Below are 15,004 nucleotides of genomic sequence, written 5' to 3' on the forward strand. Positions count from 1 at the left end.
CCGTCCCATTTTTCTTACGCTTTTTTCTTTGTTTTTTCCTTTTTTTCTTTTTCCTCTTTCTCTTTTTTCTTTACATCGTCATAATCCACAAACTCAATGATAGCCATTGAGGCAGCATCGCCAAGACGATTCCTTGTCCTTATTATTCTAAGATACCCCCCATTCTTTTCTTTCATTCGCGGAGCAATCTTATCAAAGAGTTTTACAATCGCATCTTCATTGCCGACTTTCCTTAATGCAAGTCTGCGAGAATGGAGGTCACCCCTTCTTCCGAGTGTTACAAGTCTTTCTGCTATTTTTTTAATCTCTTTTGCCTTGGCTACTGTAGTTTCTATCCGCTCATGCTTAAAAAGAGCGATAATAAGACTCCTGAAAAGTGCCTTTCTCTGATTTGCACTACGACCAAATTGTCTTCCAGCAACCCTATGACGCATATCTATCTCATTCCCGTTTTATTTTTCTATCGCTGCCATTGCCTTCTGTAATGCCTTAACATCAATTTTCATACCGAGGTATAGACCCATCCCCGCGAGTATTTCTTTTATCTCGTTTAGTGATTTTCTTCCAAAGTTTTTAGTTTTTAGCATCTCATGTTCGGTCTTCTGCACCAGATCGGCTATTGTCTTTATGTTTGCATTTTTCAAGCAGTTATATGCCCTCACAGAAAGTTCAAGTTCTTCCACACTCTTGAGAAGATTTTCATTAAAGACCTCTTCCTCACGCCCAGGTTCAACAACAGTCTCCTCTGTCTTGTCCTCATCTTCTGTAAAGATAGATAAGTGGTCCCTGAGGATAGATGCGGCATGACTTACTGCAGACTGAGGACTTATGCTCCCGTCAGTCCAGATCTCCATGATAAGCTTATCATAGTCTGTAGAACCACCCACCCTTGCATTCTCAACCCAGAAATTTACTTTTCTTATCGGTGAAAAAATAGAATCAATTGGTATAACACCGACAGGTTGGTCAGGATCCTTATTCCCCTCAGCAGATAAATATCCTCTGCCCCTTTTAACCATCAGTTCCATCTCAACTGTTGCGTTTTTATCAAGAGTAGCTATATGAGCATCAGGGGTCAAAGTCTCTACATCACTCACAAGTGATATGTCGGAGCTTTTTATCTTGCATGGGCCCCTTGCTTTCAGATGAAGTCTTTTCGGTCTATCTGTATACATTTTAAAGCGGATGTTCTTTAAATTAAGTATAATATCGGTAACATCTTCTACAACACCTTTTATCGTTGAAAATTCATGTACTATGCCATCGATCCTTACAGATGTAATTGCAGCTCCTTCGAGGGAAGAAAGAAGCACCCTCCTTAAGGAGTTACCGATAGTTGTTCCGAATCCCCTCTCGAAAGGCTCTGCATAGAATTTACCATATGTATCAGTGAGACTTTCCGTATCGAAATGAATCTTTTTAGGGAGCTGAAAGCCCCTTTTTCGTATTTTCATATATCCTCCTCAGTGTACCTATAAGGATGTGATACCTCTGAGACGCCTAAGTCCCTATCAAAAACTACTTAATTTACAATTTGGAATAGAATTCAACCACTATCTGTTCCTGTACTGGGAGTATAATCTCATCTTTTGTTGGCAGATGGATTATATGTCCTCTAAGGTTCTCCTTCTCAAGCTGGAGCCACGAAGGTATTCCTTTCGCTTCAACATTCGAGATCGAATCAGCTATCTTCTGTATTTTTCTGCTCTTTTCTGATAGTTCTATAACATCATCCTGATGTAACAGAAATGAGGGAATATTTACTTTTTTCCCGTTGATGATGAAATGGCCATGCCTGACCATCTGGCGTGCCTCATTTCGTGATGATGCAAATCCAAGGCGATAAACGACATTATCAAGTCTTCTCTCGAGGAGCTGAAGGAGGTTTTCTCCTGTTATTCCTTCCATTCGTTCAGCTTTCTCAAAGTAGTTCCTGAACTGGCGTTCAAGCAGACCATATATTCTGCTGAGTTTCTGTTTTTCTCTGAGCTGTAAGCCATAATCTGATACCTTAATTCTCCCTTGTCCATGTTGACCTGGTGGATAGTTTCTGCGTTCTAATGCACATTTATCCTTAAAGCACCGCTCTCCCTTAAGAAAGAGTTTCGAATTCTCCCTTCTACACAGCCTGCAAAGAGGCCCAATATATCTTGCCAAGTTATCCTCCTCCTATTAGTTCGGAGTTCAGAGTTTTTAGTTCAGAGTTCAGAGTTTTCTTCCGAACTCCTAACTCCAAACTCTATACTCTCCTCCTTTTCGGGGGTTTACATCCATTATGTGGAACAGGTGTAACATCCTTTATAAGTGATACCTCAAGACCTGCTGATTGAAGTGCTCTAATTGCAGATTCCCTTCCTGCACCTGGTCCCTTTACATATACGTCTACCTGTTTCATGCCATGAGAAAGAGCCTTTTTTGCTGCTGCCATTGAAGCCATCTGTGCTGCGTATGGAGTACTTTTCCTGGAGCCCTTAAACCCCTGATTTCCCGCACTTGCCCATGATATGACATTTCCATTTATATCCGTAATAGTAATTATGGTATTGTTGAATGATGCCTGAATATGCACAATACCATTCAGTATATCCTTTTTTTTCTCTTTTGCCATAACCTAACTCCTCAAAGATTTCTATGAGACCTTTTTCCTTCCACCTATAGGTTTTCTTGGACCTTTTCGTGTTCTTGCATTAGTCCTTGTTCTCTGTCCTCTGACAGGTAAACCCTTCCTGTGACGGATTCCTCTGTAACAACCTATATCCATGAGTCTTTTGATATTCATTGAGACCTCGCGCCTGAGGTCACCTTCAACCTTATAATCCTTTTCTATAATTTCGCGTATCCTTACAACCTCGTTATCTTTAAGGTCTTTAACTCGCATATCAGGATTTACACCTGCCTCTTCGAGTATCTTTAAGGAGGTTGTTCTGCCTATACCATAAATATAGGTCAATCCTATCTCAATCCGTTTTTCCCTTGGTATATCAACTCCTGCAATCCTCGCCAACCTTTTCCCTCCTCCTGTCAGTTCGACGATTTTCTTTCACTCACAACTCTGGACTCACAACTCATAAACTGCCTTATCCCTGTCTCTGCTTATGCTTTGGATTTACACAGATTATCCTTACAATACCACTACGCTTAATTACCTTGCATTTATTACATATCGGTTTTACCGAAGACCTGACCTTCACGACAATAACTCCCTTATTTAAACCTGTAAACTATTCTTCCCCTTGTAAGGTCATAGGGAGAAAGTTCCACCAAGACCTTATCTCCGGGTAGTATCTTTATAAAATGCATCCTCATCTTTCCTGATACATGTGCCAGCACTTTATGCCCATTTTCCAATTCTACCCGGAACATGGCATTTGGTAAAGGCTCTAAAATAGTACCCTGTACCTCTATTGCGTCTTCCTTAGGCATTCCTCAGCATTAAATTCGACAAGCTCATTATTGTTAAAACATTATATTTTACCAAATCATTTCGCATTTTGTCAATATTAGAGGGCCATCTGATGTGACTGCTATCGTATGCTCAAAATGTGCTGAAAGCTCCCCATCTACCGTTACCGCTGTCCATTTATCATTCAGGAGGGTTGTCCTGTAGTCTCCTGCATTAACCATCGGCTCGATAGCTAATGTCATCCCTTCCTTCAGCCTGGCACCCTGTCCTGCCTCACCAAAATTTGGTATCTGAGGCTCTTCATGGAGATACCGACCAATACCGTGCCCTACAAAATCCCGTACAACAGAAAAGCCCTCTTTCTCCACAAGTGTTTGAATAGCACAGGAGATATCTGATACCCTGTTCCCGATTATAGCCTTCTCTATCCCTGCATACAGCGATGCCTCAGTAACCTTGAGCAGTCTCAGGGCTTTCAGGCTTACTTCTCCTACAGGGAAGGTAACAGCGGCATCGCCATAATAACCATCTATAATAACACCGAGATCAAGACTGATTATATCACCCTCTATGAGTTTTCGATCCGATGGTATACCATGTACAACCTGTTCATTTATGGAGGTACATATACTGTTCGGGAATCCTCTGTATCCTTTAAACGCCGGCACTCCACCTTTCTTTCTAATAAATCCTTCAACAAGATTATCTATTTCAGCAGTTGTGGTCCCTGGCTTAATTAGCCCTTTAATTTCCTCCAGTGCCTCAGCAACAATCCTGCATGCCCGTGAGATACTCGCTATCTCCTGACGGGACTTCAATATGATCATCTTTAAAAATTACAAATTTAAACCTTAAAATTTAAATACCTTAAGATCCTGAATTCAAGTTCAGGATTGAATTTTGGAATGGTATCAGCCCCTTCTTCCCTTTATTCGCCCTTTCCTGAGAAAGCCTTCGTATGAACGGGTAAGCATGTGAGATTCTATCTGAGAAACAGTATCAAGAGCTACCCCGACGACAATCAGAAGAGAGGTTCCACCAAAATAAAATGGAACATTAAAATTATTGATCAGTATCTCCGGCAATACACATACGACAGAAAGGTATATCGCCCCGCCGAATGTAATTCTGGAGAGCACCCTGTATATATATTCTGATGTCTTCTTGCCCGGTCTTATACCAGGGATAAAACCACCATATTTCTTCAGATTATCTGCAAGGTCAACAGGATTAAATATTATTGCGGTATAAAAATAACAGAAGAAAAATATCATACTTACATAAAGTATCGTATAAAATAGCGTACCTGGAGCAAACTGCCTTGCAATTGATTGGATCCATGGAACTGCTGTAAACCCTGCTATCGTTGCAGGAAACATAATTATAGATGAAGCAAAAATAGGTGGAATAACCCCTGAGGTATTAATCTTAAGCGGGATATGGGTACTCTGTCCCCCATACATCTTCCTGCCGATCACCCTTTTAGCATACTGAACAGGCACCTTTCTTTGACCTCTTTCAATAAATATTACAACAGCGACTACTGCGACTATAAGCACTAAAAGGGCAATTACCAGAAGAAGTGGAAGTTCACCTGTCTTGAATAGCCTTATTGTGTTAATAACAGCATTTGGAAGACTTGCGACAATGCCAGCAAATATGATGAGTGATATGCCGTTGCCTATGCCTCTTTCGGTTATCTGTTCCCCAAGCCACATGATGAATGCTGTGCCAGATGTAAGTGTAATTACTGTCATGAGTCTGAACGCCCAGCCAGGATTCTGAACAAATGCCCCTTCACTCATTCCTTCTAAACCGAGAGCTATGCCGAAAGACTGTATTGCACTGATAAGCACAGTGCCATAACGCGTGTACTGTGTTATTTTCTTTCTACCTTGTTCTCCTTCCTTTGCAAGCCTGCCAATAGCGGGAATCACTACCGTTAATAGCTGGAGGATAATGGAGGCGCTTATATATGGCATTATTCCTAATGCAAAGACAGTGAGTCTTGAGAGTGCACCTCCAGAGAACATGTCGAAAAAACCCATCAGCGCCCCACCTTTTGCTGCAAGGAATTTGCTCAGTTCCTCACCATTTATACCAGGTGTAGGGATGTGTCCTCCGATCCTGTAAACAGCCAAGAGTGCAAGGGTGAAGATTACCCTGCTTTTTAGCTCAGGTATCTTAAAGATATTTTGAAAACTCGAAATACCAGGCACTTATCTTCCTCCAATTAGCTCTATTCTTCCACCTGCAGAGAGTATTTTTTCCTGTGCTGTTTTGCTGAATTTATGTGCTCTGCAGGTAATAGCCCTCTCTATATTACCCTCCCCCAATATCTTTACACCATCTTTATATCCTTTGATAAGCCCTTCGTTCATAAGGATATCAGGGTCTATAAGGTCGATGTCGCTGAGTCTCTCTAAATCTTTAAGATTTACGATTGCATATTCTTTCTTGAATAAATTCCTGAAACCCCTCTTCGGCACTCTCCTGATAAGAGGCATCTGTCCACCTTCGAAGCCGGGACCTTTCCCACCACCTGAACGGGATTTCTGTCCTTTATGTCCTTTGCAGGCAGTTTTACCATGTCCTGAGCCAGGGCCTCTACCTACCCTTTTAGATTTCTTTTTTGAACCTTCTGCAGGAGTAAGTTCATTTAACCTCATTATTCTCTACCTCTCCAGATACTTCACCAGTGTCCCCAGAAATCATTTGATTTTTGGGGTAGGTTTCTTTCTCCCTCAAACTTTTTACACCTTCTGCATCCCTGAGCTTTTTGAGACCGTTGATAGTAGCATTCACAACATTGTGAGGATTATTGCTTCCGAGGGATTTGGTCAGGATATCCTGGACTCCAGCCACCTCAAGTACAGCCCTTACTGCACCACCAGCAATGAGCCCTGTGCCGCGAGATGCAGGTTTTAGTAATACCTCACCTGAACCATAGTGCCCCAGGATCTCGTGTGGAATTGTTGAGTTTTTTAATGGAATCTTTATCATGTTCTTCTTCGCCTTTTCTATCGCTTTCCTTATAGCCTCTGGAACCTCTGCAGCCTTTCCTTTACCAATTCCAACAGAACCTTCTCCATCTCCAACAACAACAAGGGCACTGAAACTAAACCTCCTCCCTCCCTTTACAACCTTGGCAACCCTGTTTATATATATAACCTTATCTTTCAGGTTCGACTGTTCTGAGTCTGACTTCAATTATCCCTCCTCGCAATAAATTCAAAATTCTAACCCACCTTCCCGTGCAGCCTCTGCTAATGCTTTTACCCTGCCATGGTAAAGATAACCAGAACGATCAAAGACTACTTTTTTAATACCCAATTTAGCCGCCTTCACAGCTATGAGGGCTCCAACCTTTTTAGCTGCCTCGATATTTCCTCCGTAAATGATAGAGGCACCCATGATTTCTTTATCTATGGTAGAGGCAGAAACGATCGTGTTACCCTTTGTATCATCTATTATCTGGCAATATATGTGCTTGGCGCTTCTGAAGACACTGAGTCTCGGTCTCTCAGAGTTTCCAGATACCCTTTTCCTTACCCTCAGATGTCGCCTCTTTCTCTTGAGTTCTTTATCTGTAACCATCGCTTATTCCGTTAATCGTTAATCGTTCACCGTTTTTTATTTTTTCCCAGCCTTACCCTCTTTTCTCTTAATGGTTTCTGTGGTATATCTAATTCCCTTACCTTTGTATGGTTCAGGTTTCTTTATCGCCCTTATATCTGCAGCAACTTGACCGACCAATTGTTTGTCTATACCCTTTATTGTTATCCTTGTCTGTTTTGGGTCTACCGCTGCGTCTATATTCTTAGGTAGTTCAAATTCTACAGGATGGGAATATCCAAGAGTTAATATAAGCTTCTTTCCCTGAATCTGAGCCTTAAATCCAATTCCTTCAATATCAAGAGACTTTTCATATCCCCTCGATACACCTGTTACCATATTGGCTATTATGCTTCTTGTTAATCCGTGAAGAGCACGATAATACCTCTGATCCATGGGTCTTTCGACGGCTATCTTATTGTCTACTGTTTTGACAATCATCTTTGGATGGAACTCCCATGAAAGCTCCCCGAGGGGACCTTTTACTGTCACCCTATTCTTTTCAACATTCGCTGTTACACCAGCCGGTATATCAATAGCCTTTTTGCCTATCCTTGACATAATTTCTTACAATTGCTACCACACATAGCAGAGTATCTCCCCACCAACACCATCTCTCAGGCACTCTTTGTTAGTTAATATACCTTTTGAAGTAGAAATGATGGCGATACCAGTGCCTCCCATTATTCGTGGCAGTTTATCCTTTTTTGTGTATACCCTTTTTCCGGGTGTGCTTACCCTTTTCAGCCCTGTAATTACAGGTTCTTCCTTTTCTGAATACTTGAGGTAAATCCTTATTATTCCCCTTTGATTACCCTTAAGCATCTTATAATTTTTTATAAAACCCTCTTTTTTTAATATCCCTGCTATCTGCAGTTTTATGTTAGAGGCAGGAATATCTACTTTTTCTTCTTTTATGGCATTTGCATTCCTGATTCTTGTAAGCATATCAGCAATAGGGTCGGTCATCATTTCCTTAGACCTCCAAAATCAATCACCAGTGATGAATTATTAATTAGCAATTGATAATTGTTCATTGTCTTCAGTTACCAGCTCGATTTTGTGACACCAGGTATTTCACCTCTCAGGGCAAGCATCCTGAAGCATATCCTGCACATTCCGAATCGTCTGAGATAACCCCTCGGTCTTCCACATATATTACACCTGTGATATGCCCTTACTCTGAACTTTTGTTCCCGTTTCGCCTTTGTTATTAAAGATTTTTTTGCCACCTTATCTCCACTCTACGAGCCATCGACCGTTGGAATCCCTCAAGAATCTTTTGATTTTTTGAGGTGTCCTTAATCTCTAAAAGGTAACCCTAATAATTTTAACAGCACTTTACCTTCATCATCACTTTTTGCTGTTGTCACAATAACAATATCCATCCCATGCACAGATGCGACCTTCTCATAATCGACCTCTGGAAATACAAACTGCTCCTTTATGCCGAGTGTATAATTTCCTCTACCATCAAAAGCCTTTCCAGAGACACCTCTAAAATCCCTAATCCTTGGAAGCGAAATATTGATCAAACGATCAAGGAATTCATACATCCTGTTACCCCTCAGGGTGACCTTGCATCCGATAGATACCCCTGCCCTGAGCTTAAATCCAGCGATCGATCTCTTTGCCTTAGTTATAGCAGGATGCTGCCCTGTAATGGCTGCAACTTCCTTTACTGCCGAATCAAGGAGCTTGATATCCTGAATAGCTTTTCCCATACCTACATTGATAACGATCTTTTGAACCCTTGGAACCTCCATTATATTTCTGTAAGAAAAATGCCTCATCAACGCAGGGACAACATCTTTTCTGTATTTTTCTTTAAATCTTGGGATATTATCTCTTAACCCCAAAAAGTCCTTCGCTTCGCTCGGTGTACTTTTTGGGGATTCCCTTTCCTCTGTTGTTGTCTTTTTCTCCTTTACTTTCACTTTCTCTTTCACTTTCTCTTCACTTGCTATCTATATTCTCTCCACACTTTTTACAGACTCTTACTTTTTCACCATCCTCAAGGTATCTCACTCCTATGCGGGTAGGTTTATCACATTTATTACAAATTAGCATAACATTTGAGATATGGATAGTTCCTTCTTTTTCTATAATACCACCCTGTTTATACTTCGGGGTTGGTCTCATATGTCTCTTGATAATATTTAACTTTTCAACAATTATCCTTTCTTTTCGGGGAAAGACTGTAAGGACTCTTCCCTTTTTTCCTTTTTCTTTTCCGGCAATCACAACTACTGTATCATTCTTTTTAATTCCCAGACTCATCTATCTCCTTAATCCTTACCCCTTATCCCTTATCCCTTAATTTAAAGCACCTCTGGCGCCAGAGATATAATCTTCATAAAATTTTTCCACCTGAGTTCTCGCGCAACCGGTCCAAATATCCGCGTTCCCACAGGCTCTCCCTGTGCATTTATAATAACGGCAGCATTTCTATCGAACCTTATATGGGTGCCATCAGGTCTCCTCAGCTCCTTTGCTGTTCTTACCACCACTGCTTTTGCAACCGTGCCCTTCTTTATAGCCGCATCAGGTGCAGCCTCTTTTATGCTCACGACAATAACATCTCCTACTGTTGCATATCTTTTGTGCGAACCACCGAGAACCTTTATACATTGAACCTTCTTGGCTCCTGAATTATCAGCTACATCTAATATGCTTCTTAACTGGACCACCTTTATTCAGCCTTCTTTACAATCTCAAGAACCATCCACCGCTTTTCTTTACTAAGGGGACGGGTTTCTACGATAGAGACTATATCTCCAATCTTGCATTCATTCTTTTCATCGTGTGCCTTGAGCCTTGTAATCCTTTTAACGATTTTCTTATACAGCGGATGTTGCACAAGCCTCTCAATTGCTACTACAACGGTTTTATCCATCTTGTTGCTTATTACTTTACCTGTATATCTTTTTCTCTTTATTGTCATGCTGTAATCCTTAACCCTTACCCCTCAATCCTTTTTCTGTAATTATGGTCTTTACCCTCGCTATATTTTTTCTGACCTGGCGTATCCTCATCGGATTCTCAATCTCACCCATGACCTGCTGAGCCCTGAGATTAAAAAGCTCCCGTTTCAGTTCCTTTTCTTTATTTTTTAACTCATCTATAGTCATGGTTCTCAATTCTGTAACCTTCATCACATCCCCTCGTGTCTCTTAACAAACTGAGTAGCAACAGGAAGTTTATGCGATGCAAGACGAAATGCCTCCCTTGCAATCTCTTCTGTAACCCCTGCCATTTCATATACAATCCTGCCTGGTTTTACTACAGCTACCCAGAATTCAGGACTGCCTTTACCCTTGCCCATTCTTGTCTCAGCAGGTTTTCTAGTTATTGGTTTATCCGGGAATATCCTGATCCATATCTTGCCACCTCTCTTTACATGCCTCGTCATCGCTATACGAGCAGCCTCTATCTGGCGACTTGAAATCCAACCCGGCTCTAACGCCTTAAGTCCATATTCACCAAATGTAACCTCTGAACCCCTATAAGATATTCCGTTCATTCTGCCCTTTTGTTTTTTTCTGTGCTTTACTTTTTTAGGCATTAACATGATAAAAAACCCTTTTTAACTTAACCTGTTGACTTCTTTTCAGGAAGCAATTCACCCCTATACATCCATACCTTTACGCCTATTTGACCATAGGTTGTCTTTGCCTCTGCAAACCCATAATCAATATCAGCCCTGAATGTATGAAGGGGTACACGTCCTTCTCTATACCATTCTGTTCGGGCTATTTCAGCACCTCCAAGCCTTCCGGAGCAGGCTATCTTTGTTCCCTGAGCACCGAACCTTAAGGCAGAGGCAACCGCTTTCTTCATAGCCCTTCTGAATGCTACCCTTCTTTCAATCTGTAAAGCAACATTCTCGGCCACGAGCTGGGGGTCTATTTCTGGCTTTCTCACCTCTTTTATCTCGATGCTTACCTGTTTTCTCGTAAGGGATTCGAGTTCTTTACTGAGTCGATCTACCTCTGCACCCCTTTTCCCGATGATTATCCCTGGCCTTGCTGTATATATAAATACCCTTACCTTCTGACTCAATCGTTCTATCTCTATCTTAGAAATCCCTGCATGAAATAGCCTTTCTTTAAGTAATTTTTTAATCTTCAGGTCCTCAAGAAGCAGTTCTGAATATCCTTTCTCTGCAAACCATCTTGAGTTCCATGTCTTAATGATTCCAAGCCTGTTTCCGATTGGATGAGTCTTCTGTCCCAAAACAACCTCCTAAATCATTTTTCACTTACCACGATTATTATATGACTTGTCCTTTTTTTAATTAGATTAACTCTGCCCATCGCCCTCGGCATAAATCTCTTATAAGATGGACCTTGTTCAACATATGCCTTACTTATAAAAAGTGTTTCAATGTCCTTTACGCCCTTCTGTTCAGCATTCGCTATTGCTGAATGGAGCACTCCAGAGACAATGCGTGAGGCATGTTTTGGTAAGAATTTCAGTATATTCATAGCTTCAGTCACCTGTTTGCCTCTTATAAGGTCAACCACCAAACGCGCCTTTCGTGGAGTAATCCTGATATATCTGAGTACTGCCCTTGCCTCCATATTATCCCTTTACAGTCGTTGATTTCTCAGTAGCCCCCCCATGTGCCTTAAATGTTCTTGTGGGGGAAAACTCACCGAGTTTATGTCCGATCATATTCTCACTTATGTATACAGGGATAAACCTTTTTCCACTGTGAACGGCTATTGTATGACCTATAAACTCAGGGGTTATTGTAGATCTACGAGACCAGGTCTTGATCATCTTTTTCTCACCTGAATTGTTCATCTCCTGGATTTTCCTCAGTAACTTTTCATCCACAAATGGGCCCTTTTTTAAAGATCTTGGCATCTTACTTTCTCCGTTTTATAATATATCTATCTGAGGTTTTCTTGCGTCTTGTTTTGATGCCTTCAGGTCTGCCCCATGGCGATACTGCTGGTCTTCCTCCTGAGCTTTTGCCTTCTCCACCACCCAATGGATGATCTACAGGGTTCATTGCGACACCCCTTACACTCGGTCTTTTCCCGCCCCACCTTGATCTACCAGCTTTGCCGATAGAAATATTTTCATGTTCAATATTTCCAACCTGACCTATAGTAGCCATACAGTTTGAAGGCACTAATCTTACCTCTCCTGAAGAAAGCCTGATCTGCACATAATTATCTTCTTTTGCGACAAGTTGTGCTGATGCACCTGCACTCCTTGCGAGTACTCCCCCCTGCCCTTTACGTAATTCAATATTATGTATGGTAGTACCAACAGGTATATTACTGAGTGGCAATGCGTTTCCTGGTTTTATATCAGCATCAGGACCGGATAGAACCACATCATTCACCGATAAACCCAGCGGGGCTATTATATATCGTCTCTCACCATCGATATATTTAAGAAGGGCAATCCTTGCCGATCTGTTAGGATCATACTCGATGCTTTCTACCGTAGCTTGAACACCAATCTTATCTCTCTTGAAGTCTATTATCCTGTAAGCCCTTTTGTGTCCACCACCCCTATGTCTGACACTCATATGACCGGAATTATTCCTTCCACCACTTTTGGAGATGAAGGTAACAAGCGGCTTATAGGGTTTTTTCCTCGTTAACTCTTCAAAAGTAGATACGGTTTGAAATCTTCTTCCTGCTGATGTTGGTTTATACGCCTTTATACCCAAAATCTGTCTCCTTTAAGTTAATTATCAATGATGAATTATTAATTAGTAATTGTTCATTGCTCATTTTTACAGTCCTTCAAGAACCTGAATCTTTTCCCCTGGTTTCAGTGTAACGATAGCCTTTTTCCAATCAGGTCTCTTACCCTTTCTGAGCCTTGTCCTCTTTGTTTTACCAAGAAAGTTCATTGTCGCCACCTTGAGAACCTTTACATTAAATACCTCTTCAACTGCCTTTTTTATCTCTATCTTGTTCGCATCACGTGCCACCTTGAAGACTATCTTATTCTGAGCCTCTTTTATCTTCGAGCTCTTCTCTGTGAGAAGTGGCTTACTTATTATATCGTATGGGGTCTTCATCAGGAGAATATCTCCTCTATCTTCTTGATTGTCTCTAATGTCATGAGTACCTTTTGATGTCTAAGCAGGTCATAGACATTAAGAGAATCTAACCGCACTACAGAGACATTTGGAATATTCCTTGATGCAAGGAGAATGTTTTTCTCTGCCATATCTCCATGTATCAATATAAGGATACTTTCTTCTGTAATCCCGAGATCCTTCAACATAGACACCATGAGCTTTGTCCTATGTTCAGGTATTTCAATCCTGTCTAATACTATCAACTCACCTGCAGAGAGTTTGCTCGAAAGGGCTGAATTCATCGCCAGCCATTTCTTTTTCTTAGGGACTCGGTAGTAATAGTCCTTTGGCATAGGACCAAATACCGTTCCTCCACCCCTCCATAATGGTGAACGAATACTACCTACCCTCGCTCTGCCCGTACCTTTCTGTCTCCATGGCTTCCTGCCACTTCCACTTACAAGACCCCGTGTCTTTGTAGAAGCGGTCCCACTCCTTTTATTGGTTAAATAATTAACTACAACCTCATGAATGAGTGGTTTATTGATCTCAACACCGAATATCTCAGATTTCAGATTTATTTTACCGACAATTTTTCTATGGCAATCTATAATTTCAATCTCTGGCATCTATACACCGCTCACTCTGATACACCTTTTATGATTAATAATCCACCATTTGCACCCGGTATTGCCCCTTTTAAGAGAAGCAGATTTTGCTCCTTTTTAACATCCACTACCTCTATATTTTTTACAGTTACCCTTTCACACCCCATGTGTCCGGGAAGTCCTTTGTTTTTCCAGACCCTTGATGGAAATGAGCTGCTTCCTATGGAGCCAGGGGCACGATTAAACATAGAACCATGGGAACCAGGTCCACCATGATAACCATATCTTTTCATAACACCAGCGAACCCTTTTCCCTTAGAAGTACCAGTAACATCAACAATATCACCTTTTCTGAATATATCTACGGCAACATTATCGTTTATCTTTAAACCAGTCATGCCACGGAACTCCCTTAGATAACGGAACGGCGGAGTTCCTGCTTTCTTGAAATGACCGAGAAGAGGTTTTATAATATTTTTTTCTTTTCTTACTTCATCGAAACCGAGCTGTACCGCCTCGTAGCCATCATGTTCGATGGTTTTTATCTGAACTACACGACACGGACCTGCCTCCACAACAGTGACAGGAATCACCTTCCCATCTTTTGTGAAGATCTGTGTCATTCCTATTTTCTTTCCCAGTATCCCTTTGAATTTCCCCACAGCTTGCTGTGGAGAATCTTCGAAATGTAATGAATTTTTTTGTTTCATATTCGCTCGCTTTTGCTCGCTGTGCATTTTTATCATGACTTTATCTCAACATCTACTCCTGCCGCCAGGTCAAGCTTCATCAAGGCATCTACGGTCTGTGGTGTTGGCTCAAGGATATCTATAAGCCTTTTATGTGTCCTTATCTCAAACTGCTCCCTCGATTTTTTATCTACGTGTGGTGACCTGAGTACTGTAAATTTGCTTATCTTTGTAGGTAGCGGGACTGGACCGGAGATTCTTGCACCTGTCCTTCTGGCGGTATCAACTATTTCCTGAACCGCTTGATCAAGTAACCTGTGGTCGTATGCCTTAAGTCTTATCCTTATCCTCTGAGTCATTCCATTAATCCCAAAAAATTCCAAATCTCAAATCTCATTCTATGATACCTCTTACTCAATTATCTCCGTTACCACACCTGCACCTACTGTTCTTCCACCTTCTCTTACTGCGAATCTTAATTCCTTCTCCATCGCTATAGGGGTGATGAGATCTACTGTCGTAGAGATATTATCCCCTGGCATTACCATCTCAACACCCTCAGGCAGCTTTACCACACCAGTGACATCTGTTGTCCTGAAGTAGAACTGGGGACGATACCCATTGAAAAATGGGGTAT

General features: G+C 41.3%; 30 protein-coding genes. All 30 read right to left on the minus strand.

Annotated features, from left to right (window positions below):
- Positions 1-14 precede the first annotated feature (14 nt).
- Positions 15-434 carry a 50S ribosomal protein L17 gene (gene rplQ, locus AB1488_09765; protein MEW6410378.1) on the minus strand — a complete coding sequence of 140 codons (420 nt, stop codon included), beginning with the start codon at positions 432-434 and terminating at the stop codon, positions 15-17.
- Positions 435-452: 18 nt separating this feature from the next.
- Positions 453-1,454, minus strand: coding sequence for a DNA-directed RNA polymerase subunit alpha (locus AB1488_09770; protein ID MEW6410379.1), 1,002 nt, complete (start codon positions 1,452-1,454; stop codon positions 453-455).
- A gap of 73 nt (positions 1,455-1,527) precedes the next feature.
- Positions 1,528-2,157 (minus strand): 30S ribosomal protein S4, encoded by a 630-nt coding sequence (gene rpsD, locus AB1488_09775; protein ID MEW6410380.1) that lies wholly within the window; start codon positions 2,155-2,157, stop codon positions 1,528-1,530.
- A gap of 82 nt (positions 2,158-2,239) precedes the next feature.
- On the minus strand, positions 2,240-2,608 hold the full coding sequence (rpsK, locus tag AB1488_09780) for a 30S ribosomal protein S11 (protein MEW6410381.1): 369 nt from the start codon (positions 2,606-2,608) through the stop codon (positions 2,240-2,242).
- A 21-nt stretch (positions 2,609-2,629) separates the two neighbouring features.
- On the minus strand, positions 2,630-3,004 hold the full coding sequence (gene rpsM, locus AB1488_09785) for a 30S ribosomal protein S13 (protein MEW6410382.1): 375 nt from the start codon (positions 3,002-3,004) through the stop codon (positions 2,630-2,632).
- Positions 3,005-3,077: 73 nt separating this feature from the next.
- Entirely contained in the window at positions 3,078-3,191 is a 114-nt protein-coding gene (rpmJ, locus tag AB1488_09790; protein MEW6410383.1) for a 50S ribosomal protein L36, read from the minus strand.
- A 13-nt stretch (positions 3,192-3,204) separates the two neighbouring features.
- A complete protein-coding gene (gene infA, locus AB1488_09795) occupies positions 3,205-3,423 on the minus strand; it encodes a translation initiation factor IF-1 (GenBank protein ID MEW6410384.1) in 219 nt (72 codons plus the stop codon).
- 48 nt (positions 3,424-3,471) lie between these two features.
- On the minus strand, positions 3,472-4,230 hold the full coding sequence (gene map, locus AB1488_09800; GenBank protein ID MEW6410385.1) for a type I methionyl aminopeptidase: 759 nt from the start codon (positions 4,228-4,230) through the stop codon (positions 3,472-3,474).
- 84 nt (positions 4,231-4,314) lie between these two features.
- Positions 4,315-5,622, minus strand: coding sequence for a preprotein translocase subunit SecY (secY, locus tag AB1488_09805; GenBank protein ID MEW6410386.1), 1,308 nt, complete (start codon positions 5,620-5,622; stop codon positions 4,315-4,317).
- Positions 5,623-6,072, minus strand: a complete 450-nt coding sequence (gene rplO, locus AB1488_09810; GenBank protein ID MEW6410387.1) for a 50S ribosomal protein L15 — start codon at positions 6,070-6,072, stop codon at positions 5,623-5,625.
- Positions 6,059-6,613 (minus strand): 30S ribosomal protein S5, encoded by a 555-nt coding sequence (gene rpsE / locus AB1488_09815; GenBank protein ID MEW6410388.1) that lies wholly within the window; start codon positions 6,611-6,613, stop codon positions 6,059-6,061. The genes rplO and rpsE overlap by 14 nt, the downstream gene beginning before the upstream one ends.
- Positions 6,614-6,634: 21 nt before the next feature.
- Positions 6,635-7,000: a 50S ribosomal protein L18 gene (gene rplR, locus AB1488_09820; GenBank protein ID MEW6410389.1), complete on the minus strand. Its 366-nt coding sequence runs from the start codon at positions 6,998-7,000 to the stop codon at positions 6,635-6,637.
- Between the two features lie 36 nt (positions 7,001-7,036).
- Positions 7,037-7,579: a 50S ribosomal protein L6 gene (gene rplF / locus AB1488_09825; GenBank protein MEW6410390.1), complete on the minus strand. Its 543-nt coding sequence runs from the start codon at positions 7,577-7,579 to the stop codon at positions 7,037-7,039.
- Between the two features lie 15 nt (positions 7,580-7,594).
- Positions 7,595-7,990: a 30S ribosomal protein S8 gene (gene rpsH / locus AB1488_09830; protein MEW6410391.1), complete on the minus strand. Its 396-nt coding sequence runs from the start codon at positions 7,988-7,990 to the stop codon at positions 7,595-7,597.
- A 74-nt stretch (positions 7,991-8,064) separates the two neighbouring features.
- Entirely contained in the window at positions 8,065-8,250 is a 186-nt protein-coding gene (locus AB1488_09835; GenBank protein ID MEW6410392.1) for a type Z 30S ribosomal protein S14, read from the minus strand.
- Between the two features lie 69 nt (positions 8,251-8,319).
- Positions 8,320-8,859 (minus strand): 50S ribosomal protein L5, encoded by a 540-nt coding sequence (rplE, locus tag AB1488_09840; GenBank protein ID MEW6410393.1) that lies wholly within the window; start codon positions 8,857-8,859, stop codon positions 8,320-8,322.
- A 115-nt stretch (positions 8,860-8,974) separates the two neighbouring features.
- Positions 8,975-9,298 carry a 50S ribosomal protein L24 gene (rplX, locus tag AB1488_09845; protein MEW6410394.1) on the minus strand — a complete coding sequence of 108 codons (324 nt, stop codon included), beginning with the start codon at positions 9,296-9,298 and terminating at the stop codon, positions 8,975-8,977.
- Between the two features lie 41 nt (positions 9,299-9,339).
- Positions 9,340-9,708 (minus strand): 50S ribosomal protein L14, encoded by a 369-nt coding sequence (rplN, locus tag AB1488_09850; GenBank protein MEW6410395.1) that lies wholly within the window; start codon positions 9,706-9,708, stop codon positions 9,340-9,342.
- A 2-nt stretch (positions 9,709-9,710) separates the two neighbouring features.
- Entirely contained in the window at positions 9,711-9,962 is a 252-nt protein-coding gene (gene rpsQ, locus AB1488_09855; protein MEW6410396.1) for a 30S ribosomal protein S17, read from the minus strand.
- A 10-nt stretch (positions 9,963-9,972) separates the two neighbouring features.
- Entirely contained in the window at positions 9,973-10,173 is a 201-nt protein-coding gene (rpmC, locus tag AB1488_09860) for a 50S ribosomal protein L29 (GenBank protein ID MEW6410397.1), read from the minus strand.
- Positions 10,173-10,589, minus strand: a complete 417-nt coding sequence (gene rplP / locus AB1488_09865) for a 50S ribosomal protein L16 (GenBank protein MEW6410398.1) — start codon at positions 10,587-10,589, stop codon at positions 10,173-10,175. Before rplP ends, rpmC begins: the two co-directional genes overlap by 1 nt.
- 20 nt (positions 10,590-10,609) lie before the next feature.
- Positions 10,610-11,254, minus strand: a complete 645-nt coding sequence (gene rpsC / locus AB1488_09870) for a 30S ribosomal protein S3 (protein MEW6410399.1) — start codon at positions 11,252-11,254, stop codon at positions 10,610-10,612.
- Positions 11,255-11,268: 14 nt separating this feature from the next.
- Positions 11,269-11,601, minus strand: a complete 333-nt coding sequence (rplV, locus tag AB1488_09875) for a 50S ribosomal protein L22 (GenBank protein ID MEW6410400.1) — start codon at positions 11,599-11,601, stop codon at positions 11,269-11,271.
- Position 11,602: 1 nt separating this feature from the next.
- Entirely contained in the window at positions 11,603-11,890 is a 288-nt protein-coding gene (gene rpsS / locus AB1488_09880) for a 30S ribosomal protein S19 (protein ID MEW6410401.1), read from the minus strand.
- A gap of 1 nt (position 11,891) precedes the next feature.
- Entirely contained in the window at positions 11,892-12,710 is an 819-nt protein-coding gene (rplB, locus tag AB1488_09885; protein ID MEW6410402.1) for a 50S ribosomal protein L2, read from the minus strand.
- Positions 12,711-12,776: 66 nt separating this feature from the next.
- Positions 12,777-13,067, minus strand: a complete 291-nt coding sequence (locus AB1488_09890; protein MEW6410403.1) for a 50S ribosomal protein L23 — start codon at positions 13,065-13,067, stop codon at positions 12,777-12,779.
- Positions 13,067-13,699, minus strand: coding sequence for a 50S ribosomal protein L4 (rplD, locus tag AB1488_09895; GenBank protein ID MEW6410404.1), 633 nt, complete (start codon positions 13,697-13,699; stop codon positions 13,067-13,069). Before rplD ends, AB1488_09890 begins: the two co-directional genes overlap by 1 nt.
- 11 nt (positions 13,700-13,710) lie before the next feature.
- Positions 13,711-14,388: a 50S ribosomal protein L3 gene (gene rplC / locus AB1488_09900; GenBank protein ID MEW6410405.1), complete on the minus strand. Its 678-nt coding sequence runs from the start codon at positions 14,386-14,388 to the stop codon at positions 13,711-13,713.
- Between the two features lie 32 nt (positions 14,389-14,420).
- The gene (gene rpsJ / locus AB1488_09905) at positions 14,421-14,726 is read right to left on the minus strand and encodes a 30S ribosomal protein S10 (GenBank protein MEW6410406.1); all 306 of its coding nucleotides are present in this window, start codon (positions 14,724-14,726) and stop codon (positions 14,421-14,423) included.
- A gap of 51 nt (positions 14,727-14,777) precedes the next feature.
- Positions 14,778-15,004, minus strand: a 227-nt coding sequence (tuf, locus tag AB1488_09910) for an elongation factor Tu (protein ID MEW6410407.1), incomplete at its 5' end; no start/stop codon positions are given.

The organism is Nitrospirota bacterium (assembly GCA_040756155.1).
Lineage (GTDB): Bacteria > Nitrospirota > Thermodesulfovibrionia > JACRGW01 > JBFLZU01 > JBFLZU01.

Bases quoted from the DNA above. Each gene is read 5' to 3' on its own strand.
- rplQ (MEW6410378.1), bottom strand. From the start codon at position 434: ATGCGTCATAGGGTTGCTGGAAGACAATTTGGTCGTAGTGCAAATCAG.
- AB1488_09770 (MEW6410379.1), bottom strand. From the start codon at position 1,454: ATGAAAATACGAAAAAGGGGCTTTCAGCTCCCTAAAAAGATTCATTTC.
- rpsK (MEW6410381.1), bottom strand. From the start codon at position 2,608: ATGGCAAAAGAGAAAAAAAAGGATATACTGAATGGTATTGTGCATATT.
- infA (MEW6410384.1), bottom strand. From the start codon at position 3,423: ATGCCTAAGGAAGACGCAATAGAGGTACAGGGTACTATTTTAGAGCCT.
- map (MEW6410385.1), bottom strand. From the start codon at position 4,230: ATGATCATATTGAAGTCCCGTCAGGAGATAGCGAGTATCTCACGGGCA.
- rplO (MEW6410387.1), bottom strand. From the start codon at position 6,072: ATGAGGTTAAATGAACTTACTCCTGCAGAAGGTTCAAAAAAGAAATCT.
- rplR (MEW6410389.1), bottom strand. From the start codon at position 7,000: ATGGTTACAGATAAAGAACTCAAGAGAAAGAGGCGACATCTGAGGGTA.
- rplF (MEW6410390.1), bottom strand. From the start codon at position 7,579: ATGTCAAGGATAGGCAAAAAGGCTATTGATATACCGGCTGGTGTAACA.
- rpsH (MEW6410391.1), bottom strand. From the start codon at position 7,990: ATGATGACCGACCCTATTGCTGATATGCTTACAAGAATCAGGAATGCA.
- rplX (MEW6410394.1), bottom strand. From the start codon at position 9,298: ATGAGTCTGGGAATTAAAAAGAATGATACAGTAGTTGTGATTGCCGGA.
- rpsQ (MEW6410396.1), bottom strand. From the start codon at position 9,962: ATGACAATAAAGAGAAAAAGATATACAGGTAAAGTAATAAGCAACAAG.
- rpmC (MEW6410397.1), bottom strand. From the start codon at position 10,173: ATGAAGGTTACAGAATTGAGAACCATGACTATAGATGAGTTAAAAAAT.
- rplP (MEW6410398.1), bottom strand. From the start codon at position 10,589: ATGTTAATGCCTAAAAAAGTAAAGCACAGAAAAAAACAAAAGGGCAGA.
- rplV (MEW6410400.1), bottom strand. From the start codon at position 11,601: ATGGAGGCAAGGGCAGTACTCAGATATATCAGGATTACTCCACGAAAG.
- rpsS (MEW6410401.1), bottom strand. From the start codon at position 11,890: ATGCCAAGATCTTTAAAAAAGGGCCCATTTGTGGATGAAAAGTTACTG.
- AB1488_09890 (MEW6410403.1), bottom strand. From the start codon at position 13,067: ATGAAGACCCCATACGATATAATAAGTAAGCCACTTCTCACAGAGAAG.
- rplD (MEW6410404.1), bottom strand. From the start codon at position 13,699: ATGCCAGAGATTGAAATTATAGATTGCCATAGAAAAATTGTCGGTAAA.
- rplC (MEW6410405.1), bottom strand. From the start codon at position 14,388: ATGAAACAAAAAAATTCATTACATTTCGAAGATTCTCCACAGCAAGCT.
- rpsJ (MEW6410406.1), bottom strand. From the start codon at position 14,726: ATGACTCAGAGGATAAGGATAAGACTTAAGGCATACGACCACAGGTTA.